This is a genomic window from Paracoccus sp. (in: a-proteobacteria) (genome assembly GCF_047605025.1).
In the GTDB taxonomy this organism is placed as follows: Bacteria; Pseudomonadota; Alphaproteobacteria; order Rhodobacterales; family Rhodobacteraceae; genus Paracoccus.
On the sequence record NZ_JASGGO010000028.1, the window covers coordinates 11,445 to 33,797 of the forward strand.

The window sequence follows — 22,353 nt, forward strand, 5'->3', positions numbered from 1 at the left end:
TTGGTCTCCTCCAGAGATGGGGCTTCGCGCAGGCTCAGGTGGCGGCGGCGCGCAAATTCAGGGCGATGTCGGTCAGCATGTCTTCTTGACCGCCGACCAGCTTGCGCCGGCCGGCCTCGATCAGGATGTCGCGGGCGTCGACGCCATAGGCCGATGCGGCGTTTTCGGCATGGCGCAGAAAGCTGCCATAGACGCCGGCATAGCCGATGGTCAGAGTCTGGCGGTCGACGCGGACGGGCCGGTCTTGCAGCGGACGCACAAGGTCGTCCGCCGCATCCTCAAGCGCGAAAAGATCGCAGCCGGTTTCCCAGCCCAACAGGTTCGCGACCGCGATGAAGGGTTCAATGGGGGTGTTGCCGGCCGCCGCGCCATGTCCGGCAAGCGAGGCGTCGATCCGCCAGGCGCCCTCTTCGATGGCCGCGACCGAATTCGCGACGGCAAGCGACAGGTTCTCGTGGCAATGGATGCCGATCTGGGTCGCGGGGTCCAGGGCGTCCTTGTAGGCGCGCACCCGGTCCCGCACGCCCTCGGTGGTCAGGCGCCCTGCGCTGTCGGTGATATAGACGCAATGCGCGCCATAGGATTCCATCAGCTTCGCCTGTTTGGCCAGGCTGGCGGGATCGCTCATATGCGCCATCATCAGAAAGCCCGAGACATCCATGCCCAGATTGCGGGCCTCGGCGATGTGCTGGGCGGCGACATCGGCCTCGGTGCAATGGGTGGCGACGCGCACCGACTTCACCCCCATGGCAGAGGCGCGGCGCAATTCGGCGATGGTGCCCACACCGGGCAGCAGCAGGGTGGTGATCACCGCGTTCTCGGCCGCTTCGACCGCGGCCTCGATCCACTCCCAGTCGGTGTTCGAACCGGCGCCGTAGTTCAGGCTGTTGCCGGCAAGGCCGTCGCCATGGCTGACCTCGATGGCCGAGACGCCCGCCTTGTCCAGCGCCCGCACGATTTCGGCCAGCTTCTTCGGCTCCAGACGGTGCCGCAGCGCGTGCATCCCGTCACGAAGCGTCACGTCCTGAACGTAAAGTTTCCTGGTCATCACACCGCCTCCTTTTCGCGCGCGGCGATCTGTTCGGCGACGCTCATCGCGGCCGATGTCATGATGTCTAGATTGCCGGCATAGGCGGGCAGGTAATGGGCCGCGCCCTCGACCTCCAGAAAGACCGAGACCTTGGTATCGACGGGGCTCGCGCCCTCGGGCAGCAGGGTCGCAACCTCGCGCGGGTCGATCGGGGTGAACTGCACCTCTTGCACCAGGCGATAGCCGGGAACGTATTTCTGCACCTCGGCCACCATCTTGCGGATCGATTCCGTGATCGCGGCGTGGTCGGCATTGCCCACAAGGCAGAAAACCGTGTCGCGCATGATCAGCGGCGGATCGGCGGGGTTCAGGATGATGATCGCCTTGCCGCGCGCGGCCCCGCCCACCTGCTCGATCGCATGGGCGGTGGTTTCGGTGAATTCGTCAATGTTCGCCCGCGTGCCCGGACCCGCCGATTTCGACGAAACCGAGGCCACGATTTCCGCATAGGGCACCTTTGTCACCCGCGAGACGGCGGCGACCATCGGAATGGTCGCCTGACCGCCGCAGGTCACCATATTGATGTTCGGCGCATCCAGATGCGCGCCGAAGTTCACCGCCGGAATGACGAAGGGGCCCAGGGCCGCCGGGGTCAGGTCGATCAGCCGGACCCCATAGGGTTCCAGCTTTCGCGCGTTGACGGCATGGGCCGAGGCGCTGGTGGCATCCATCACGATGCGCACATCCTTGAACTCGGGCATGGCGATCAGCCCGTCGATACCGCCCGCCGTGGTCGCAACCCCCATGCGGTCGGCCCGCGCCAGACCGTCCGAGGCCGGGTCAATCCCGACCATGGCCGCCACGCGCAGATGGGTGGAATGGCGCAGGATCTTGATCATCAGATCCGTGCCGATATTCCCCGATCCCACGATGGCGACACCGATGCGATCCGTCATTGCGTATCTCCTTGCTGAATTGAAAATCGCGCGGTCACCTGGCCCAGCGGGGCGATTTCGGCCTTGAACACATCGCCGGGGCGAACCTCGACCATGGGGCCAAGCGCGCCGGACAGAACGATGTCACCGGCTTTCAGCGGCGCGCCGAAGTCGATGGCGGTCTGCGCCAGCCAGGCAAGCGCGTTCAGCGGATCGTCAAGGCAATCGCGGCCCGTGCCTTGCGACACCACCTCGCCATTGCGATACATGGTCATGGTGACCGTCGACGGCTCGACCTCGGACAGGGGCAGACCCTTCGCCCCGATCACGAAGACCCCGGACGAGGCATTGTCGGCCACCGTATCGGTGATGCCGATCTTCCAGCCCGCAACCCGGCTGTCGACGATCTCCAACGCCGGAAAGGCCAGTGCCACCGCCGCGCGGACGGCTGCGGGATCCTTGGCATCCGTGATGTCGCGGGACAGCAGAAATGCCACCTCGGCCTCGGCCTTCGGCTGCAAAAGCCGGGAAAAGGCGATCTCCTCATCATCCGCGAAGCGCATGTCGTCCAGCAACACGCCGAAATCCGGGCGGTCCACCCCGATCTGAGCCTGAACCGCGCGCGATGTCAGCCCGATCTTGCGTCCGACAAGCCTTGCGCCCGCAGCCAGCCGTTTTTCGGTAATGCGCCGCTGCACCTCATAGGCGGCGGCGATGTCGGCCTTGCCCAAAAGGTCGTTCACCGGCCCGCAGGGACGCCGGTCGGCTTCGGCCCGCGACAGCCTTTCGACTGCGGCGACGATGTTTGCTTCCGCGATGGTCATGGGCGTTCAGTCCCGTGACAGGATCGTTCATGCATGGTCTATCCTCCCGTTCCGCCGGTTCTCACGGCCAGACCCCAGTGCGGGGAACCTCCTCAAGTCCCGCCGCATCCCTGGGATTTCTCACCGCGCCTCGCCACGTGTCTCGGGCAAGGGCGCGGCAAGGAATTCACTGCATCGTGGTGGATCGATGCGGGGTAAACATTACCCACCTGGATAACATCCAGGTCGTTTGCCCGACTTTCACGGCCGCAGCCCCTCAATCAGCGGGGCAAGCCGTTCGCGAGACAGTTTGGGCATTTTCGCCTCGGCGATCGCGTCCAGATTGGCGGCCGCATCGCCCACGACGATCAGGCCGACCATGCCCATCGAGAAATGCGGCGCGCATTTATAGGCATAGGCGCCCTCGACATCGAAAGTGACCTCGATCTCTTCGTTGATGCGGCCCTTGAACGGTTTGGCGCCGTCAGGGATCAGCTTGGCAATCGATTCGGCATTGTGGCCTGGCTCGGTCGCAATGAAGCGAACGCTGTCGCCGGGCTGGATTTGCAGCAATGCGGGTTCGAACACCATTGCGCCGGTTTCACCCCGGCTCAGCATCCGCACCTCATGCAATTCGGCATGCGCCGGAACGGTGCCAGCCAATATCATCGCCGCAAAAAGCAGCGGGGCCATGGGTTTCATTCGGTTTCCTCCCCGATGATTCAGACGGCCGAATGCCGTCGGGATGGCAGCTTACAAAATGTATCCCACGAAACAAGTATGTATCGTGGGATACATTATTGACAGATTGTCCAGCGGCTCCTACCGTTCACGGCGTTTTCGCGGCGGCGCACAGGCGTCCGGGCCGGAACAGGGAGGATCATCGAATGGAACAACTGGACTCCGGGAAACCGGAAACTAAGTCGCATGTCTCGCGTCGTAACTTTCTGCGGGTGGCCACGATGGGCGCGGCGGCGGGGGCGCTTGGCGTAACGGTGGTCAGCGATGCCACCGCGCAGGAATGGAACGAGGAATACGATGTCGTCGTCGTGGGCTCCGGGGGGGCGGGGCTGGCCGCGGCAGCGGGGGCGGCCCATCACGGCGCCAGCGTCAAGGTGCTGGAAAAGGCCGAGATCGTCGGCGGCACCACGCTGAAATCCGGCGGCGTCTACTGGATTCCCAACAATCAGTTCATGCAGGCCGATGGCGTTGCCGATGAAAAGGCGGACGCGCTGCGCTATATGGCGCGCTGTGCGCGCCCGCATCTTTACCGTCCCGACAGCCCGACCCTTGGCCTTGCCGAACATGACTTCCGCCTGCTGGAGGTGTTCTTCGACCAGGCGTCGCGGGTGAACAAGGAACTGGCCGATATCGGCGCGCTGAAATCCGTGCGCTATCCGACCTATGGCTGGCAGGCGATCCCGGATTATTACGCGGGCCTGCCCGAGAACAAGGCGCCGCGCGGCCGGTCGCTGCATCCCGCCGATGCGGCGGGCGAACCCGGCGCGGGCAGCGATCTGATCGAGCAGTTGCAGGCTTTTGTCGAGGCGCATGGCGGCCAGATCGCCGTGGAAACCGCCGTCATCCGCGCCGTGACGGATGCTGACCGGCAGGTCATCGGCGTGGTGGCGCGCGATGCCGACGGCCGGGATGTGACGATCCGGGCGCGCAAGGGCGTGGTCTTTGCCTCGGGCGGCTTTACCCAGAACCCGGATATGCGCGAATCCTTCCTGCGGCTGCCGGTGCTGGGCGGTTGCGCCGTGCCGACCAACCAGGGGGATTTCGTCAAGATCGCCATCGAACTGGGCGCGCAGCTTGGCAGCATGAACGAGGCGTGGCTTCAGCAGGAAGTGCTGGACGAGGTTCTGGAATATAATAGCGTGCCCTTCGGCGTGTTCTTCCTGGGCGGCGACAGCATGATCCAGGTGAACCGATTCGGCCGGCGGACCTGCAACGAAAAGACCACCTATAACGAACGCACTCGCTCGCATCTGGTCTGGGATCCGGCGCGGGGCGAATATGCCAACCGCTTCCAGTTCATGATCTTTGACGACCATGCGCGCAGCTTCGGAGGCGTGATGGTGCCGCCGCCGGGCGAATTCGTTCCGCCCTATATCATCGTGGCCGACACGCTTGAAGAACTGGCGACGAAGATCGACGAAAAGCTGGCCTCGTTCGAGGATCGGATCGGGCATTACCGGCTGGACCCGGACTTCCTTGGCAACCTTGGCGAGACCATCGAGCGTTTCAACGGCTTCGCCAAAACCGGCAAGGACCGCGATTTCCTGCGCGGCGAGGCGCCCATCGACCAGTATTTCGCCCCGCCGCAGGGTTTCGAGGTCACGGTGCCGAACCCCTGGCTTTACCCGATCTCGGACAAGGGGCCTTACTATGCCATGGTTCTGGCGGCGGGCACGCTGGATACCAAGGGCGGCGCGGTCTTCGATGAACATGGCCGGGTGCTTGATACCCAGGACCAACCCATCGCGGGGCTTTATGTGGCCGGCAATGCCTCGGCCTCGCCATCGGGGCAATCCTATTGGGGCGCGGGCGGCACGCTGGGGCTTGGCGTCACGTTCGGCTATCTGGCTGGCGCGCATGCGGCCGCTCGGGCCTGAAGGGGCTGCGCCATCGCGGCGCAGCCTTCTGCATATCGGCTTCGATGGCCCACGCGACGGGACGCCCTGGCTTGTCCTGCACCACCGCTATGGCGATCTGACCGATGCTCGGGCGCTTGGCGCCCGAGTTCTGGGCGATCAGGCGCTGCGTATCGCCGTGCGCAGCGCCCGCACCCAGACAAGAGGCAGCCTTGCGCCGCCCAAGGGAAGTTTCTGGTTCATCGGCCCGCCCGACCGGCCCGAGCTTTCCACATTGGGCGATGCCCTTTATCAGCTGGACCTGCTGCTTGAGGACCTGCGCGAGGTGGACGGGATCGACCGCCTGAACCTTCTGGGGCATGGCGAGGGGGCTGTCGTGGGCCTGCTGCTGGCCCTTGTCAGGCCGGACAGAATCGCGTCCGTGGTGGCGATCGACCCGGCGTTTCCGGCGAATTTCGACCGGATGCCGCTTGCGGTCGGCGACACGCACGGCTTGCGGATCGAGCTTCGCGGTCCGGCGGCGGATTGCGCCGGGATCTCCGCGCGGCTTGCCGGGGTCGCGCCCGGAGCGGCCGTGACGGCGATGCCCCTTGCCCCGGCCGGGTGAAACCCGCTTGGCCAGGGATGGTCAGTCGCGCCGGAACGTGCCATCCTGCCGCGCCAGCCTGCCTTGCGAGTCCGATGCCCGACCAGAAATTCCAGTCCCCGGTGATCGCCGGTGTCAGCCCAAGCGCGGACGAGTTGCGCCGTGGGGCGCTGCTTTATGCCATTCATGAGGCATCGCGCCAGATCAGCACCCAGTTCGACAAGGTGATGGAGCCCCATAACCTGACTCGGGCGCAATGGTGGGCGATCATGCATATCCTGATCAACGAGGGCCAAAGCCAGTCCGAGCTGGCGCGGATCATGCAGATGGGCCGCTCGGCCGCGGGCAAGCTGCTGGACCGGCTGGAGGCGAAGGGCTGGGTCGAACGCCGCCCGGACGAATCCGACCAGAGAGTCCTGCGCGTCTTCCTGAACAAGGACGCCAATCCCGCGCTGGAGGCGCTGATTTCAGGAGGCGCGGCGCTTTACTCGGCCATGCTGGAAGGGCTGGAACCCGAGGAAGAACGAATCCTGCTGAACGGCCTGCGCCGAATCAGCGCGAATGCCGCGCGCGCCATGGGCGAGGCACCCCGCGAAGGCTGGCTTTAGGCCGGCACACCGATTCCGGGCGAATCATGACCAGGTGGGTAATGCGCAAGGGTGACCCCTCTCGCGAAACTGATGTCTGGATTTCAATCGCTTCGGTGACGTTCCCGTAGGAGGCGGGGCGGCGCTGGCGGGCGGCGCAGGGCCTTGCTCTGCGCGCGGGCCTCGCAGGGCGAGGGCTTCGGCGACGGGAGGGGTGATATGACAGGACGGCATTCGTCTTGGGCGAGGAAAGCGGCGCGTGGCGGCGGGACGGCTTGGGCATGAGCGGGGTCGAGGCATTCCCCCCTGCGCAGGTCGCGGATGAACAGACCGGGCGCATTCCCGGAGAGGCCGGGCTTTGGGTCTTTATCTTCGGCGATATGCTGATCTTCCTTGCCTTCTTCGCCTCTTACCTGGTCGAGCGCGCCGAGGATCCGGCGCTGTTCAACGCATCGTCGCAATCCGTCGGCCTGACCATCGGGCTGGTGAATACGATCATCCTGCTGACCAGTTCGCTGATGGTGGCGGCGGGCGTCAGCGCCTATCGCGGCGGCGCGCGCCGAATCGCCCGATGGATGTTCGTCATGGCGCTGCTTTGCGCGATAGCCTTCACGATCCTGAAGGTCTCGGAATACGCCCATCTGATCGGGACAGGGCACGGGCCGGGGTCGAACAGCTATTTTACCTGGTTCTTCGTCGTGACCGGCACCCATCTGATGCATGTGCTGATCGGCTTTCTGACGCTTGGCATGATGATTTCGCGCGCCGGCCGGGACGAGCCCGTCGAAAAGGGACAGGCGCTGATCGAAGGCGCGGGCTGCTACTGGCACATGGTCGACCTGCTTTGGATGGTCATCTTCCCGCTTCTCTATCTGCTGAGCTAAGCCATGACCGAACGAAATCTTTCCATCCGCAAGCTGATCCCCGCGCGCGTCTATGCGGTCTGGGCCGTCCTTGTCGCGCTGTCGATCCTGGGGCCGGTCCTTGGGGTCGAGGGGCGCGGCATGCTTTGGGCCGAAATCGCGCTTCTAACCCTGGCGGTCGTAAAGGTCCGATTCGTCGGGCTGGACTTCATGGAACTGCGCCACGCGCCCCGGCCGATGCGTTTCGCGTTCGAGGCGTATTGCCTGGTTCTGTGGGGACTGATCGTCGGCCTTTATCTGGGCCTCTGAGGGACTGCGATAACGGCTTCGGATTGGCCAGGTGGGTAATGCGCCGGACAGCGCCACAGCCCAAGCTAGGCCAGACAACATGTCGAAAATAGCCACGAATCTGGGAGGAAACAATGGCATATGAGGGAGGAAGCACGGCGGCCACGTCTGTCGTGCAGCGCATCGAGGCAGCGGGGGCCGAACTGGCCGAACTCGCCTGGGAAAATGAGCGCCTTGGCCAGCTAAGCGCGCGAACGGTCGAGATCATCCGGTCCGCCGGGGTGATGAAGATCTTGCAGCCTGTCGAACATGGCGGCTTTGGCGGCACGCCCGCCGAATTCGTCGAGGCGGTCATGGCCACGGCGCGGTTTGACGGCTCGGCCGGCTGGGTCTGCGGCGTGGTGGGCGTCCACCCCTGGGAGGTGGCGCTGTTCGACCCGCAGCTTGGCCGCGACATCTGGGGCGAAAACCAAGAGACCTGGATCGCCTCGCCCTATACGCCCACCGGCATCGCCGAGCCGGTCGATGGCGGCTACCGGCTGTCGGGCCGCTGGCAGTTTTCGTCGGGCACCGATCATTCGGACTGGGTTTTCCTGGGCGCATTGCTGGGCAACGGCCAAGGCGCGCCGGCCATGCCGCCGCGCGCGATGCACCTGATCCTGCCGCGCAAGGACTACCAGATCCTTGCCGATACCTGGGATGTGATCGGGCTTCTGGGCACGGGCAGCAAGGATGTGGTGGTGCAGAACGCCTTCGTTCCCGCCTATCGCGCGATCTTCCACGAGGATGTCGCCTCGGGTGCGGCGGCGAAGGCGCAGGGGCTGACCGATCCGATCTATCATCTGCCCTTCTCGTCGATCTTTCCGGTCGGCATCACCGGGGCGATCATCGGCATGGCCGAGGGCGCGCTTGCGGCGCATGGCGCCTATCAGCGGGATCGGGTCTCGGCGGCCGGAAACAAGCTGCGCGACGACCCCTATACCGCCTATTTCGCGGGCGAGGCCGCGGCCGAGGTCCATGCCTCGCGCGTGCAACTGCTGGCGGGGATCAACTGGGCCTATGACAAGGTGAAGGCCGGGGAAGAACTGACATTCGAGGAACGCGCGCATATCCGGCGCAACCAGGTGCGCTGCGCCTGGCGGGCGGTGGCGGCGATCGATGCGGTCTATGCGCGCTCGGGCGGCAATTCCAGCCGCCGGACCAACCCGATTCAGCGGTTCTGGCGTGATGCCCATGTCGGGTTGAACCATTTCATCCATGTGCCCGGACAGACCTACCATGCCGATGCCCTGACCCAATATGGGCTTGAGCCGCCCGAGCCGCTGAAGATGGGCATCTAGGCGACATGGTGGTCCAGGTGAAAGAACGCAATGACGGCGCGGAACATCCGGCCATCGACCCGCGCCACTTTCGCAGGGTGCTGGGCAGCTTTCCGACCGGGGTGGTCGCGATCACCTCGACGGAGGCTGACGGGATGCCGGTGGGAATGGTCGTCGGCTCTTTCTCGTCGGTTTCGCTGGAGCCGCCGCTTGTCTCATTCCTTGCCGATGTCGCTTCGGCATCACAGGCACGGATAAGGGCGACGGGGCGGTTCTGCGCGAACGTGCTTGCGGCGGATCAGGAAAAGCTTTGCCGCAAGCTTGCCTCGCGGGGTGCCGAGAAGTTCTCGGGCGTCGGCTGGACCGCCTCTCCGCTTGGCAATCCGGTGCTGGAGGACGTTGTGTCCTGGATCGACTGCCGCATTCACGACGTGGTCAGGATCGGCGACCACGACCTGATCGTCGGCAGGGTGCAGGAATTGCATGTCGTTTCGGACAAGACACCGCTTCTGTTCCTGCGCGGAGGCTACGGCGATTATTTTTCCAATGCGGCGGCGCTTCTTGACCGCCTGCTCGACTGGCCCTGAAACCTGCCTCCCCCCAGGCATCAGGGACGATCCGGCCCCCCTCCTCCCTGTCCGGCGCCGGATCGGGCACGCCCGGCATCTTCTCCCAAGATGCCGGGCGATTGCCTGTCGCGAAAGCTCAGTGGATCGACCCGGTCTCCATCTGAAGCAGCTTCATCAGTTCCACCTGCGAATGCGTGCTCGTCTTGGCGAAGATCGCCTTGAGATGCGCCCGGATCGAATTGATCTGCACCCCCAGCTCATCCGCCATCTGGCGCGAGGTGTTGCCGTCCATCAGCATTCCCGCGACACGCGCCTCTGCCTGGGTCAGCCCCCAGGTCTTGCGCAGATTGTCGACCAGCAGGTTGCGCGACCGCACCCCGTCCGTCGCGATCAGAACGACCTTGCCGTCATGCGTCCCCTCCCAGTCGAAGGCCATGGGGGCGGGCCAGGCGACAATGCTGCCGCGATCGCTGGCGGTTTCCCCATAGCTCAGCCTGCCGCCGACGCCGTTCTTGCGCGCCCGCTGGACGATGCCGCGCAGTTCGGACGGCTTCATCGCCGCGCCGGGGGACACCCGATCCCCCTCGATACGCAGCACTTTGCCGGCCCCCAGGATGTCGCTCATGCTGCCGTTCGTGTGCTCAAGCCGCCCATCCTCGGCCAGAAGCGCCACGCCGATGCCCTTCTGATCCAGGCTGCGGATGATCGCATTCGCCATATTCCCGGCCAATGTCAGCGTGCCGGCAATCTCGAAGGCAAGAAGCAGATCGTCGCGCAGCGCGGCAAGCTCACGCGCGTCCCGTCGTTTTTCCCGGCGGGGCTGGCTCGCATGGATCAGGACCCGCGCGGCGCGGATGCCCAGAACCATGCAAACCGCCTGGCCACGGTCAAGGTATTCCCCATAGCGATTGTAGAACTCGGACTGGCGGGCACCATCGTCGATGAGCCGGTCGTCAAGCTGAAGAACCTGGCCGCAGGGGGCCTTTTGCCAGAGGGACCGAAAGGGGTTGATATGCTGCGAATGCTCCATGTATTCGCGGCCCAGCCTCATGCCGGTTTCCGTGCTTCCTATCTCGACCGCGACGCCATCCGGCGCGAAGACGGTAATGCTTGCCATCTCCATGTCCAGGAAATCGGCAATCATTCGCGACCATGCTGTCAGCGGATCCGGCCGCAATGCCGCCCGATAGATATCGCGGACGACAAGGTCGGGGCTAAACGCCTCTTCAGAATAATATCCCATCAGTCCTCCCCTCCTGACGGCCATAGACAGCAACGAAACTATTATGCACGAAATATTGCGTCAAGTTTCCGCTGGCCGGCGGACCGGCCCCGCATGTTTTACAATTGTGAATATTTTAGCTTTACCAGGGGCTGCCGGTGGTTCCGGGCCTTTTCAGACCTGCCTGCCTTTCCGGCTGGTCCGATCCCGCTATCGCGTCGGGCAATCCGTCCTTGCCGCGCGTCGAATCTGCGAACTCGGCCTGCCACAGCCTTGCGGAACTATTCGGGGCGCGCGGGTTGCTGGCACGAATGGCGGCGCGATCAGGGGACGAAATTCACCATGTCGCTTCCGCCTTCATCGTCGTGACCTCGTTTTCGGAAACGACCGCAAGCTCATGCCCCGTCGCCGTCCTCCATGCGCGGATCCGAAGCGTTTGCGATCCGCAGGCCGGACTAAGCCCCCGGAAGGCGAAACGGCGCGGCAGCCCGCCCCCGACCGAGGCGGCAAGGTTCAGCAGCAGCGTCGCTTGCAGCGGCCCGTGGATCACCAGTCCGGGATAGAACTCGGTCCCGCGCGCATAGGGTTCGTCATAATGGATGCGATGACCGTTGAAGGTCAGGGCGGAATAGCGAAACAGCAGGACCGGATCGACATTCACCCGCCACTCCGCCTCGGCACCGTCGCGGGCATCGGGGGCGGCATCCGGGGGGGCGGCGGGGGCCTGGGCCGTCGCGGCCGCGCGATAGACGATATCCTGCCGCTCGCGCAGCGCCGTCCCGCGATCCGTGATCAACTCATGATGCAGGGTCACGAACCATAATGCGCCGCTGCGCCCGGTCTTCAGCCGCACATCGCCGATACGCGAGCGCCGCGTCACCCGGTCCCCCTGATGCAAAGGCGCGACGAACTCGACCTCGCCCCCCGCCCACATCCTGCGCGGCAGCGGGATCGGCGGCAGGAAGCCCCCTTTGGCGGGATGGCCGTCCGGGCCAAGCCCAAGGGCCGGAACCGCGGGCGGCGAAAGGCACCAGTGCAGCCCGGCGGGAACACCCCCGGTTTCACCCAGATGTGGCGCCAGGGTTGCCCGAAAGCGGTCCAGCAGGCCGGTGCCGATCGTCTCGGCCGGCGCTTCCTCGCCGCGCCCGATCCAAGAGGAAAACTCTGTCTCTGCCGTCATGGCCTTCGCTCCTTTGCGCGGGTCGGGGACCTGCAAGGGTGGACACGGGCAAGCTCCCGCCACCTGCTCACCTGCCGGGCGGATGCGGCTGCCAGGGGTGCGTCGCCGGCCTGCGATACCGGCCTCGGGCTGCTCAGCATGGCCGGAACTCGGCGCGGATGGCCTGGGTATCGGCGCCCAGGCCGGGGACCGGTCCCGGCCGGAAGCCGGCATCGCGCCCGGCTGGCCGAGGCAGGGCGACCCGCTGGCCGTCCGCCAATGCCACATCCACCCGGCGCAGCGCGGGATGCGCCCCCAGATCGCGCACCTCGGTATAGCGCCCCCAGGCCACGCCGGCCGCTTCCAGCAGGGCGATCGCCTCGGCCACGGCAAGCCGGGCGAAGGCCGGCTCAAGCTCGCGATCCAATGCCGCGCGATTGGCGACGCGCAGCGCATTGGTGGCGAAGGCGGGATGTTCCACAAGCTCGGGGCGCCCGACGACGCCTTCGCATAGCCTTTTCCATTCGCCGTTGTTCTGCGCGGCGACGATGACCGTGCCGTCGGCGCAGGCGAAAGGCCGGTAAGGATAGATCGAGGCATGCGACAGGCCGTAGCGCCCGGTCTCGCCCCCGGCATGTTCATAATGCAGCAGGGGGACCGCCATCCAGTCGGCCATGCCGTCGAACATGGCGATCTCGATCTGCTTGCCGCGCCCGGTCCGGCCGCGTTCGATCAGCGCCTCCAGAATCGCGGCATGGGCATTCATGCCGGTGGCGATGTCGGCGGCGGACACCCCGATCTTGCTGGGTGTTTCAGGCGTGCCGGTAACGGCGCAGATGCCGCTTTCGGCCTGCACCAGCATGTCATAGGCGCGCATCGGGGCATAGGGCGTGTCCTGGCCATAGCCGTTGATCGACAGCGCGATCAGCCGGGGAAACCGTTCGGCGATCACCTTAGGCCCCAGCCCCATCCGCGCCAGCGCGCCGGGGATCAGGTTCTGAACCAGCACGTCGGCGCGTTCCAGCATGGCGAACAGCACCGCCAGATCGTCCGGCGCCTTCAGGTCCAGCACCGCGCTTTCCTTGCCCCGGTTCAGCCAGGCGAAATAGGCCGAGGTGCCCTTGACCGCGGCGTCGTAATGGCGGGCGGTCTCGCCGCCCGCGCGTTCGATCTTGATGACGCGGGCGCCGGCATCGGCCAGCCGCACGGTGCAAAGGGGGGCGGCCACCGCCTGTTCAAGGGCGATGACCAGCAGCCCGGAAAGCGCCCCCTCAGACATTGCGCCGAAGCCCCCGGCGGGTCGGGACGCCAAGGCGCGGTCCTTCGTCGGGATGGGCACGGACGATCAGGATATTCATGGGCGACCTCAATAGGAACGGGGCAGGCCCAGCACATGCTCGGCCAGATAGGACAGGATCAGGTTGGTCGAGATGGGCGCCACCTGATAAAGCCGCGTTTCGCGGAATTTACGCTCGACATCGTATTCCTCGGCAAAGCCGAAGCCGCCATGGGTCTGCACGGCGGCATTCGCGGCCTCGAAACTGGCATCCGCCGCCAGCATCTTGGCCATGTTCGCCTCGGCGCCGGGGTTCTTGCCGGATTCGTAAAGCCGCAGCGCCTCGCGCACCATCAGTTCGGCGGCGCGCATATTGGCGTAAGCCTTGGCGATGGGAAACTGGATGCCCTGGTTCTGGCCGATGGCGCGGCCGAAGACATGGCGGTCCTTCGCATAGCCGACGGCCTTGTCGATGAACCATTTCGCATCGCCCACGCATTCGGCGGCGATCAGGATCCGCTCGGCATTCATGCCCGAAAGGATATAGCGAAAGCCCCTGCCTTCCTCGCCGATCAGGTTTTCGGCCGGAACGCGCAGGTTGTCGAGAAACACCTCGGTGGTGGCGTGGTTCATCATGGTGCGGATCGGACGGATGGTCAGGCCGTTTCCGATGGCCTCGCGCATGTCGACCAGCAGGACCGAAAGCCCCTCGGTCTTTTTCATCCCCTCGCGCAGCGGCGTGGTCCGCGCCAGCAGCAGCATCAGGTCGGAATGTTCGGCGCGGCTGGTCCAGATCTTCTGGCCGTTGATGATGAAATGGTCGCCCTCCAGCCGGGCCGTGGTCTTCAGCGCGCCGGTATCGGTGCCGCTGGTCGGTTCGGTCACGCCGAAGGCTTGCAGGCGCAGCGCGCCGCTGGCGATTTCGGGCAGGTATTTCCGTTTCTGTTCCGCCGAGCCGTGGCGCAGCAGGGTGCCCATGGTATACATCTGCGCATGGCAGGCCCCGCCGTTGCAGCCAGCGCGCTGCATCTCTTCCAGCACCGCCGCCGCCGCCGACAGGGGCAGGCCGGCACCGCCGTATTCCTCGGGGATCAGCACCGAAAGCCAGCCCGCCTCGGTCAGCGCATCGACGAATTCCCGCGGATAGGTCATGTCGCGATCAAGGCGGCGCCAGTATTCGCCCGGAAATTTGGCGCAGAGCCTCGCTATCGCCTCGCGGATTTCGGGATAGGTTTCGACGGCCTCACTCATCTGCGCAGCTCCTTTGACCTTTGCCCTTGCTTGGCAGAATTGAGACATGCCGACAACGAGAGTGCGGATAGATCAGATATAGCGGCATTGTATAAGATGGCTGCGTCAGGCCCTCGCGGGCTTTGGGCCATGGAACGGAACAGCGGTTTCAGCGAAGCGATGAGGCGGTTTTCCGTCCTGGCCGGCCGGTTTCCTCGCCCGAGTCTTCCGGCGGCAGGCGTCCCGGCCAGACGCCCTGACCCACCATCCGGGTGACGGTCGAGGCGATGATCTGACCGGCGAACCGCGCGAGACGGGGCACCGGCCGGTCCGAGGGATAGGACAGGACCAGCCGCCGCGCCGGAACCGGATTTCGCAGCGGCGCCGCGCAAAGTTGACCAAGGGCCAGATCCCGATGGATCGGGGCCATCGGCAGGATCGTCGATCCATGACCGCCGCGCACCAGCGTCTTGAGCGTCGAATAGCTGTCGGCCTCGACCGGCACGAACAGGGAAAACCCGTGTTCCTCGGCGCATTTCTCAAGGATGACGCGCAGGCCGTGGCTGGTGCTGGGCAGCAGCAGGCGACGGGTTTCAAGATCGCCGAACTCGACCGGAACATCCTGCGACAGGCCGGCGCCCGGCGGGCCGATCAGGAACAGCACCTCGTCCAGCAACGGCTGAACGCGCAGGGTGCGGGCCGATTTGGGGTCGTAAAGAATCGAGGCGTCGATTTCCCCGCGATGCATCCAGTCCAGCAGATAGCCGGAATAGGCGCTGACGATGCGCAGCGTCGCCTCGGGGTGGGTGTCGCGAAAGGCGGCCACCAGCGGCTCGGCCAGGATGTCCGAAACGGTGGGCGGCATCCCGATCGACACATGCCCGCGCAGGGGCGCATCCTGATCGGAAACCGAGGCGCGGATCTCCTCAAGCTCGGCCATGACGCGCAGGGCGTGGCGCAGCACGTCCTGGCCCTGGTCGGTGACGATCATGCCGCGCCCGTGACGGTCGAACAGGCGCACGCCCAGTTCCTCTTCCAGCAGCCGGATCTGCCGGCTAAGCGCCGGCTGGGCGATATGCAGCCGGTCGGCGGCCTTGGACAGGCTGCCCAGTTCGGCGACGTGGATCAGGGTGCGAAGCTGCGACAGTTCCATTCCTATATAATGGCGTTATATCTGATCAAGAAAAAGGGTCGATGTGGGCGGGTTCCGGCAAGGCTATACGCAAGGAAACCCGCCATGCCGAGAGGTGCGCAATGACAGTCGCCGCAGCGATTTCCACGCAGGAGACAGCCCGCGATCTGGCCAATGACTGGCCGTTGGAGCTTTACGACGTGCTGAAGGCCGCCGGCATCCGTCAGATGTCCTATGTGCCCGATGCCGGCCATTCGACCCTGATCCGGCTGTTCGGCGAGGATGCGGAGGTCACCACCAATGTCCTGACCACCGAGGAGGAGGGCATCGCCATCGCGACCGGCGCCTGGCTGGGCGGCGAACGCTCAGTCGTGCTGATGCAATCCTCGGGCGTGGGCAACTGCATCAACATGCTGTCGCTGCCGGTCCAGACCCGCACGCCGCTGCTGATGCTGGTGACGATGCGCGGCGAATGGGCCGAGTTCAACCCGTGGCAGGTGCCCATGGGCCGGGCGACCGAGGCCGCGCTGACGGCCATCGGCGTCACCGTCCTGCGCGCCGACACGGCCGAGGATCTGGTCGAGGTGGTGGCCCAGGCCGCCGGCATGGCCTTCGACGCGGACCAGCAGATCGCGGTGCTGATCGGTCAGCGCCTGCTTGGCAAAAAGAAATGGTAAGCGTGATGACCCTTCCGACGATGGATCGCCGCGCGGCGGTCAGCAAGCTTCTGGCGGCGCGCGACGGGGCGCTGGTGGTGACCGGCCTCGGCTCGCCCAGCTATGACGTTCATGCGGCGGGCGACGTGGACGGCAATTATTACCTTTGGGGCGCCATGGGCGGGGCCGCGCTGACCGGCCTTGGCCTCGCGCAGGCGCAGCGCGACAAGCGGGTGATGGTGATCACCGGCGACGGCGAGATGCTGATGGCCTTTGGCGCGCTGGCGACGATCTCGGTCGCAAGGCCCACGAACCTGGACATCATCGTGCTGGACAACCAGCATTTCGGCGAAACGGGGATGCAGCCCAGCCATACCGGGCAGGGCATCGCCTTTCACAAGGTGGCGGCGGCGGCGGGCTTTGCCGAAACGGCGGAACTGCGCGGCCTTGAGCAGGTGGATGCGCTGGTCGAAACCCTGCGCAAGCCGGCCGCCGGTCCGCGCCTTTTCGTGCTGAAGATCAAGGCCGAGAACCTGCCGCGCTCGCTGCCGCCGCGCGACGCGGCCTTCATCAAGAACCGCTTCCGGGCGCATCTGGGGCTTGCGACCTGCTGAACGGCGGGGGATGGCGGCCGATGGCTGCCCTCCCCATGATTTCGCGATAGCGGCGGGACAAACCGCCCAGGGGAGGGCATCATGGCGCTACGGCAATTCCAGAACACCGTCGGCGGCCGGCTTCAGCCGGTGCGGGCCACGTTCGAATCCTTCGACCCCTTCACCGGCAAGCCCTGGGCGCTGATCCCGCTGGACGGCCCGGCCGAGGTCGAGGCCGCCGTTGCAGCCGCCCGCGCCGCGTTCCGCGCGCCCGAATGGGCCGGGCTGACGGCCACGGCACGGGGCAAGCTGCTGCTGCGCCTGGCCGATCTGATCGCCGCAGACGCCGACCGGATCGCCGCGCTGGAAACCCGCGACAACGGCAAGCTGATCGCCGAAATGTCCGCTCAACTGCGCTATATCCCGGAATGGTTTCGCTATTTCGGCGGTCTGGCCGACAAGATCGAGGGCGCGGTCCTGCCCATCGACAAGGCCGGCATGTTCGCCTTTACCCGGCGCGAGCCGCTGGGCGTGATCGCCGCTATCGTGCCGTGGAACTCGCCGCTGATGCTGCTGAGCTGGAAGCTGGCGCCGCTGCTGGCCGCCGGCAACACCGTGGTCATCAAGCCCTCGGAACATACCTCGGCCTCGGCGCTGGAGTTCGTGAAGCTGTTTCAGCAGGCGGGCTTTCCGCCCGGCGTCGTCAACACCGTCACCGGGATGCCGGTCGAGGTCGGCGTGCCGCTGGTCAATCATCCCGACGTGGCCAAGATCGCCTTCACCGGGGGCGAGCCGGGCGGCATCGCGGTCTATCGCGCGGCGGCCGAGGGGTTGAAGACCGTCACGCTGGAACTGGGCGGCAAATCCGCCAATATCGTCTTTGCCGATGCCAATATCGGCAATGCGGTGAACGGCGCGGTCTCGGGCATCTTCGCCGCCTCAGGCCAGACCTGCATCGCGGGTTCGCGGCTGCTGGTGCAGCGGTCGGTTCACGATCAGGTGGTCGAGGGTGTCGTGAAGCTGGCCGGGACGGCGCGGCTGGGCGATCCGGCCGATCCCGACACCCAGGTCGGCCCGATCACCACGCAGGCGCAGCGGGCAAAGGTGCTGTCCTATCTGGACATCGCGCGCGGCGAGGGGGCCGAGGCGGTGCTGGGCGGCAAGGCGCCCGAGGGGCTGGGCGACGGCTGGTTCGTGGAACCCACGATCTTCACCGGCGTGAACAACCGGATGCGCATCGCGCGCGAGGAAGTGTTCGGCCCGGTCCTGTCGATCATCCCCTTCGACACCGAGGAAGAAGCCTACGCCATCGCCAATGACAGCCCCTATGGGCTGGCGGCGGGGCTGTGGACCGGCGACATGGGCCGGGCGCTGCGCGGCAGCGCGGCGCTGGAGGCCGGGACGGTCTGGGTCAATTCCTATCGCGCGGTCAGCTACATGGCGCCCTTCGGCGGCATGAAGCGCAGCGGGATCGGGCGCGAAAGCGGGCAAGAGGCCATCGACGCCTATCTTCAGACCAAGACGGTCTGGATCGACACGGCCGGCCAGGTCGCCAACCCCTTCGTCATCCGCTGAGGCCGCCATGTCGGACAGCGCAAGGGCAAGGGTGGTCATCGTCGGCGGCGCGATCATGGGCAGCTTCGCCGCATGGTTCCTGCGCCGCGAGGGCTTCGCGGGCGAGATCACCGTGGTCGAGAAGGATCCGACCTATCGCTTCTGCTCGACCGCGCTGTCGGCGGCCTCGATCCGCACCCAGTTCGGCACGCCGGTCAATATCCGCATGAGCCTTTACGGCGCGGATTTCTTTCGCCGGATCAAGGACACATTCGGCCCCGGCGCCGATATAGGCTTCGTCGAAAAGGGCTATCTGATCCTTGGCGGGCCGGAAACGGTGGCCGCGCGACGCGCCGGCGTCGCCATGCAGCGCGCCGAGGGGGCGGACATCATCGCGCTGTCGCCCGATGAGCTGGCCGCGCGCTATCCCTGGCTGTCGCTTGAGGGTATCGGCATCGGCACCTTCGGCCAGAGGAACGAAGGCTGGTTCGATGCCTGGTCGCTGTTGTCGCTGGTGCGCGCGGCGGCGCGGGATCTGGGCGTGCGCTATGTTGCCGCCGAAGCCGCAGGCTTCGATCTGGCGGGCGCGCGCATCCATACGGTGCGGCTGGCCGATGGCACCGCCTTGCCCTGCGACTGGTGCGTGATGGCGGCGGGTCCGGCCTCGGGGGCGCTGACGGCGGCATTGGGCCAGCCTCTGCCGGTCACGCCCCGCAAGCGCACGGTGTTTTCCTTTCGCGCGCCGCTGAGGGCCGGGAATTTCCCGATGCTGTTCGATGCCTCGGGCGTCTGGATCCGCCCCGAGGGCGAGGGGTTCATCGGCGGCATCCAGCCGCCCGAAGACCGCGACCCGGATGCGACGGGCGATTTCGAGCCGCATCACGATCTGCTGGAGGATGTCTTCTGGCCGCTGCTGGCCACCCGCATCCCGGCGATGGAGCAATTGCGGCTGGAACGCGCCTGGGCCGGGCATTACGAGATCAACGATCTGGACCATAACGGCATCCTTGGCCCGCATGATCAGATCGCCAACCTGATCTTCGCCACCGGCTTTTCGGGCCACGGCGTCATGCACGCCCCGGCGGCGGGGCGCGGCGTGGCAGAGCACATCCTGCACGGCGGATATACGAGCCTAGATTTATCGCCGCTGGGCTATCACCGTATTCGTTCGGGCCAGCCCATGCATGAAAGCATCGTTTACTAAAGGAGAAGACCATGAGGTTCGCAGGAAAAGTCGCCGTCATCACGGGCGCCGCGCAGGGCATCGGCCGGGCCAGCGCCGAGCGGTTCCTGTCCGAAGGGGCGAAACTTGTCCTGGGGGACATCGACAAGGCCCGTCTTGAGGCCACGGCGGCCGAAATCGGCACCCCCGACAGCGTGCTGCCGGTCGTCGCCGATGTCGCGAAAAAGGCCGATGTGGACGCGCTGATCGCCGCGGCGGTCGCGAAATTCGGCCGCATCGACATCCTGCTGAACAATGCCGGCATCTGCCCGGTCGCCGATTTCCTTGATTTCACCGAGGAACAGTATGACCGCACGCTGGCCGTGAACCTGCGCGCCGCCTTCTTCGGCACCCAGGCGGCGGGCCGCCAGATGATCGCGCAAGGGCAAGGCGGGGTGATCATCAACATGTCCTCGATCAACTCGGGCCTGGCCAACCCGGCCTGCGCGCCCTATGCGATTTCCAAGGGCGGCATGAACCAGGTGACATCGACGGCGGCCGTCGCCTTCGCGCCGCACGGCATCCGCGTCTGCGGCGTCGGCCCCGGCACCATCGCGACCGAGATCATCAAGGGCGCTTTCACCGAGCGCGCGGGCATGAACGCGATCCTTGCCCGCACGCCGCTGGGCCGGCTGGGCGAGCCCGAGGAAATCGCCTCGGTCGTGGCTTTCCTGGCCTCGGACGATGCCTCTTATATCACTGGCGAGACGATCTATCCCGATGGCGGCCGCCGCATCCTGAACTATACTGTCCCGGTCAAGGAGTAAGCCCGATGAGCGGGAATTTCGACAAGCTGCATCATATCTGTCTGGTCGTCCACGACATCGACAGGACGCAGGCGTATTACGAATCCATCGGCATCGGCCCCTGGACCGCCTATCCGCCGCTGACGGAATATGTCGATCTGGAGGTGCCCAGCCATGACGGGTTCATGGCGATGCAATACCGGGTCTGCAACCTGCCCAATATCCAGTTGCAGCTTTGCCAGCCCAGCCGGGACCCAAGCCCGCAGCGCATCCATCTGGACACGAAGGGCGAGGGCGTCTTTCACCTGGGCTTCGAGGTGCCGGACGCCGATGCGGCGCAGGCGGCTGCCGGGATGCCGGTGCTGATGCGGGGGCGGCGGGAAAACGGCACCGGCTTCACCTATTACGACACGGCGGATACGGCCGGCGTCGTCCTGCTGACCCGTGCCACGAACAATCCCGCGACCTGAGGGCCACGCGATGAAGATCGACCTGAACTCCGACCTCGGTGAAAGCTTCGGCCCCTGGGTGATGGGGGACGACGCGGCGATGCTGGATGTCGTCACCTCGGCCAATATCGCCTGCGGCGGCCATGCCAGCGACCCCGAGACGATGTTTCTGACCCTGACGCGGGCCGTCGCGCGCGGCGTCGTCATCGGCGCGCATCCGGGCTATCCCGACCGCGAGGGCTTCGGGCGGCGGGTGATCCCGATGCCGCCCGCCCAGATCGGGCGGATGGTCGCGGCGCAGGTGGGTGCCCTTCAGGGCGTCGCCGCGTTGGCGGGGGCCGAGGTGCGCTATGTCAAGCCGCATGGCGCGCTTGGCAATCTGGCGGCGGATGACCGGGCGGTGGCCGAGGCCATCGTGGCGGCGGTCGCGGCCTTGCCGGGGCGGCTGGCCGTGCTGGCGATTTCGGGAACCGATCTGGAACTGGCGGCGCGGGCGGGCGGGGTCGAGGTCTTCTCCGAGATTTTCGCCGACCGCGCCTATCTTCCCGACGGGCGGCTGGTGCCCCGCTCGCGGCCCGGCGCGGTGCTGCATGACGCGGACGAGGCGGCGGAACGGCTGGTGCGTTTTCTGGAAACCGGGCGGATGCCGGTGATCGAGGGCGCGCCGATCCCCCTGGCCGCGCAATCCATCTGCGTCCATGGCGATACCGCCGGCGCGGTCGCGATGGCGCGGGAAATCCGGGCACGGCTGTCCAGCGTGGGCGTCGGCATCGCGCCCTTTCTGAAGCCCTGAGATCGCAGCGGCGGATGTCCGGGGGCAAGCGGCGGCTTCGGTCGCAGGCCCGTGCCCTGATCAGCCGCCCTGTCGCCGCTGATGCCGCATGGGGTCTTCGACGCCATCGCCCGGATCCGCGACGACCATCAGGGCATGTGCATCGTCATGGTCGAACAGAACGCCCTCAAGGCGCTCGGCCGTCGCCGACCGGGCCCATGTCCTGTCGCTGGGCAAGGCGGCGATCCACGGCGATGCTTCAGATCTCATGTCGGACAAGAAGATGCGGGCGCTGCATCTGGGGAAAGGCAGGCCCGATCCAAGAAGCTTGCCCCTGGCTTGCTTGAGCGACGCCCGATAGGGCGCCCGATGGGCCTAGGACGGGATGCCGAAAACCCGCTACGCGCCTATCATGTGAAACCCGCGAAGGCGGGGATCGCGCTGAAGATGACAGCGGGGTATCGAAGGAACGGCGCCACGACCAGAGCATGGTGAACAATGGCACCCGCCCGAATGACGAACTCTGCTTCGAGTTGCTTCCCATTCGACGAACCGAAGGACGGGCTACGCCGACCTGATCGACGGGAAACCGCAGCAGCGTATCGATGCATCCTCCCAGACGGTCGGGCAACTGCGACTCGTCTCGAAGACCAGCAGGATTGCGCCGGATGCGGAAGCGCCGGCAAGGGCAGGCCCTCGATCAGGGCGTCATGGGCTTCGAGGCTGTTGCGCACCGGACGGCGGATCGTTTCCTTGCCGCCAAGC

The 22,353-nt window shown here is 66.0% G+C and carries 23 protein-coding genes; 14 read left to right on the forward strand and 9 right to left on the reverse strand.

Going from position 1 to position 22,353, the window contains the following annotated elements; all coding sequences use genetic code 11:
- Positions 1 to 34: 34 nt before the first annotated feature.
- The 4 genes from dmpG to QM682_RS14905 all read right to left on the reverse strand — a co-directional run bounded on the left by dmpG (position 35) and on the right by QM682_RS14905 (position 3,461).
- The gene (gene dmpG / locus QM682_RS14890; RefSeq protein WP_415131099.1) at positions 35 to 1,048 is read right to left on the reverse strand and encodes a 4-hydroxy-2-oxovalerate aldolase; all 1,014 of its coding nucleotides are present in this window, start codon (positions 1,046 to 1,048) and stop codon (positions 35 to 37) included.
- Positions 1,048 to 1,986: an acetaldehyde dehydrogenase (acetylating) gene (locus QM682_RS14895; RefSeq protein ID WP_415131101.1), complete on the reverse strand. Its 939-nt coding sequence runs from the start codon at positions 1,984 to 1,986 to the stop codon at positions 1,048 to 1,050. Before QM682_RS14895 ends, dmpG begins: the two co-directional genes overlap by 1 nt.
- Positions 1,983 to 2,789: a 2-keto-4-pentenoate hydratase gene (locus tag QM682_RS14900; protein ID WP_415131103.1), complete on the reverse strand. Its 807-nt coding sequence runs from the start codon at positions 2,787 to 2,789 to the stop codon at positions 1,983 to 1,985. Before QM682_RS14900 ends, QM682_RS14895 begins: the two co-directional genes overlap by 4 nt.
- A 240-nt stretch (positions 2,790 to 3,029) precedes the next feature.
- Positions 3,030 to 3,461 (reverse strand): pseudoazurin, encoded by a 432-nt coding sequence (locus QM682_RS14905; protein WP_415131105.1) that lies wholly within the window; start codon positions 3,459 to 3,461, stop codon positions 3,030 to 3,032.
- A gap of 194 nt (positions 3,462 to 3,655) precedes the next feature.
- On the opposite strand from QM682_RS14905, the gene QM682_RS14910 reads away from it, so the two are divergent.
- The 7 genes from QM682_RS14910 (at position 3,656) to QM682_RS14940 (ending at position 9,595) form a co-directional block, all read left to right on the forward strand.
- Positions 3,656 to 5,386, forward strand: a complete 1,731-nt coding sequence (locus QM682_RS14910; RefSeq protein WP_415131107.1) for an FAD-dependent oxidoreductase — start codon at positions 3,656 to 3,658, stop codon at positions 5,384 to 5,386.
- Complete coding sequence (locus QM682_RS14915; RefSeq protein WP_415131109.1) at positions 5,367 to 5,972, forward strand: hypothetical protein; 606 nt, start codon at positions 5,367 to 5,369, stop codon at positions 5,970 to 5,972. The genes QM682_RS14910 and QM682_RS14915 overlap by 20 nt, the downstream gene beginning before the upstream one ends.
- 74 nt (positions 5,973 to 6,046) lie before the next feature.
- The gene (locus tag QM682_RS14920) at positions 6,047 to 6,559 is read left to right on the forward strand and encodes a MarR family winged helix-turn-helix transcriptional regulator (protein ID WP_415131111.1); all 513 of its coding nucleotides are present in this window, start codon (positions 6,047 to 6,049) and stop codon (positions 6,557 to 6,559) included.
- A gap of 260 nt (positions 6,560 to 6,819) precedes the next feature.
- Positions 6,820 to 7,422: a cytochrome c oxidase subunit 3 gene (locus QM682_RS14925; RefSeq protein WP_415131113.1), complete on the forward strand. Its 603-nt coding sequence runs from the start codon at positions 6,820 to 6,822 to the stop codon at positions 7,420 to 7,422.
- Between the two features lie 3 nt (positions 7,423 to 7,425).
- The gene (locus tag QM682_RS14930; RefSeq protein ID WP_415131115.1) at positions 7,426 to 7,710 is read left to right on the forward strand and encodes a cytochrome C oxidase subunit IV family protein; all 285 of its coding nucleotides are present in this window, start codon (positions 7,426 to 7,428) and stop codon (positions 7,708 to 7,710) included.
- 113 nt (positions 7,711 to 7,823) lie between these two features.
- Positions 7,824 to 9,029 (forward strand): hydroxylase, encoded by a 1,206-nt coding sequence (locus QM682_RS14935; protein ID WP_415131117.1) that lies wholly within the window; start codon positions 7,824 to 7,826, stop codon positions 9,027 to 9,029.
- A 17-nt stretch (positions 9,030 to 9,046) separates the two neighbouring features.
- Positions 9,047 to 9,595 carry a flavin reductase family protein gene (locus QM682_RS14940; RefSeq protein WP_415131119.1) on the forward strand — a complete coding sequence of 183 codons (549 nt, stop codon included), beginning with the start codon at positions 9,047 to 9,049 and terminating at the stop codon, positions 9,593 to 9,595.
- 118 nt (positions 9,596 to 9,713) lie between these two features.
- On the opposite strand, the gene QM682_RS14945 is transcribed toward QM682_RS14940, so the two are convergent.
- From QM682_RS14945 to QM682_RS14965, 5 genes are all read right to left on the reverse strand, one after another.
- Entirely contained in the window at positions 9,714 to 10,820 is a 1,107-nt protein-coding gene (locus tag QM682_RS14945; RefSeq protein ID WP_415131121.1) for a helix-turn-helix transcriptional regulator, read from the reverse strand.
- A 316-nt stretch (positions 10,821 to 11,136) separates the two neighbouring features.
- The gene (locus QM682_RS14950; protein WP_415131123.1) at positions 11,137 to 11,979 is read right to left on the reverse strand and encodes a MaoC family dehydratase N-terminal domain-containing protein; all 843 of its coding nucleotides are present in this window, start codon (positions 11,977 to 11,979) and stop codon (positions 11,137 to 11,139) included.
- A gap of 133 nt (positions 11,980 to 12,112) precedes the next feature.
- Positions 12,113 to 13,270 carry a CaiB/BaiF CoA transferase family protein gene (locus tag QM682_RS14955; protein ID WP_415131125.1) on the reverse strand — a complete coding sequence of 386 codons (1,158 nt, stop codon included), beginning with the start codon at positions 13,268 to 13,270 and terminating at the stop codon, positions 12,113 to 12,115.
- A gap of 54 nt (positions 13,271 to 13,324) precedes the next feature.
- Positions 13,325 to 14,485 (reverse strand): acyl-CoA dehydrogenase family protein, encoded by a 1,161-nt coding sequence (locus tag QM682_RS14960; RefSeq protein WP_415131127.1) that lies wholly within the window; start codon positions 14,483 to 14,485, stop codon positions 13,325 to 13,327.
- Positions 14,486 to 14,633: 148 nt separating this feature from the next.
- Positions 14,634 to 15,617 (reverse strand): LysR substrate-binding domain-containing protein, encoded by a 984-nt coding sequence (locus QM682_RS14965; RefSeq protein WP_415131129.1) that lies wholly within the window; start codon positions 15,615 to 15,617, stop codon positions 14,634 to 14,636.
- A gap of 101 nt (positions 15,618 to 15,718) precedes the next feature.
- Between QM682_RS14965 and QM682_RS14970 the strand changes: the two genes are divergently transcribed.
- The 7 genes from QM682_RS14970 (at position 15,719) to QM682_RS15000 (ending at position 21,609) form a co-directional block, all read left to right on the forward strand.
- Positions 15,719 to 16,273 carry a hypothetical protein gene (locus tag QM682_RS14970; RefSeq protein WP_415131131.1) on the forward strand — a complete coding sequence of 185 codons (555 nt, stop codon included), beginning with the start codon at positions 15,719 to 15,721 and terminating at the stop codon, positions 16,271 to 16,273.
- Between the two features lie 5 nt (positions 16,274 to 16,278).
- The gene (locus QM682_RS14975; RefSeq protein ID WP_415131133.1) at positions 16,279 to 16,866 is read left to right on the forward strand and encodes a thiamine pyrophosphate-dependent enzyme; all 588 of its coding nucleotides are present in this window, start codon (positions 16,279 to 16,281) and stop codon (positions 16,864 to 16,866) included.
- An 81-nt stretch (positions 16,867 to 16,947) separates the two neighbouring features.
- Positions 16,948 to 18,420 carry an aldehyde dehydrogenase gene (locus QM682_RS14980; protein WP_415131135.1) on the forward strand — a complete coding sequence of 491 codons (1,473 nt, stop codon included), beginning with the start codon at positions 16,948 to 16,950 and terminating at the stop codon, positions 18,418 to 18,420.
- Between the two features lie 7 nt (positions 18,421 to 18,427).
- On the forward strand, positions 18,428 to 19,603 hold the full coding sequence (locus QM682_RS14985) for an NAD(P)/FAD-dependent oxidoreductase (RefSeq protein WP_415131137.1): 1,176 nt from the start codon (positions 18,428 to 18,430) through the stop codon (positions 19,601 to 19,603).
- 11 nt (positions 19,604 to 19,614) lie between these two features.
- The gene (locus tag QM682_RS14990) at positions 19,615 to 20,388 is read left to right on the forward strand and encodes an SDR family NAD(P)-dependent oxidoreductase (RefSeq protein ID WP_415131139.1); all 774 of its coding nucleotides are present in this window, start codon (positions 19,615 to 19,617) and stop codon (positions 20,386 to 20,388) included.
- A gap of 5 nt (positions 20,389 to 20,393) precedes the next feature.
- Entirely contained in the window at positions 20,394 to 20,837 is a 444-nt protein-coding gene (locus tag QM682_RS14995) for a VOC family protein (RefSeq protein WP_415131141.1), read from the forward strand.
- A 10-nt stretch (positions 20,838 to 20,847) separates the two neighbouring features.
- On the forward strand, positions 20,848 to 21,609 hold the full coding sequence (locus QM682_RS15000) for a LamB/YcsF family protein (protein ID WP_415131143.1): 762 nt from the start codon (positions 20,848 to 20,850) through the stop codon (positions 21,607 to 21,609).
- Positions 21,610 to 22,353: the final 744 nt, after the last annotated feature.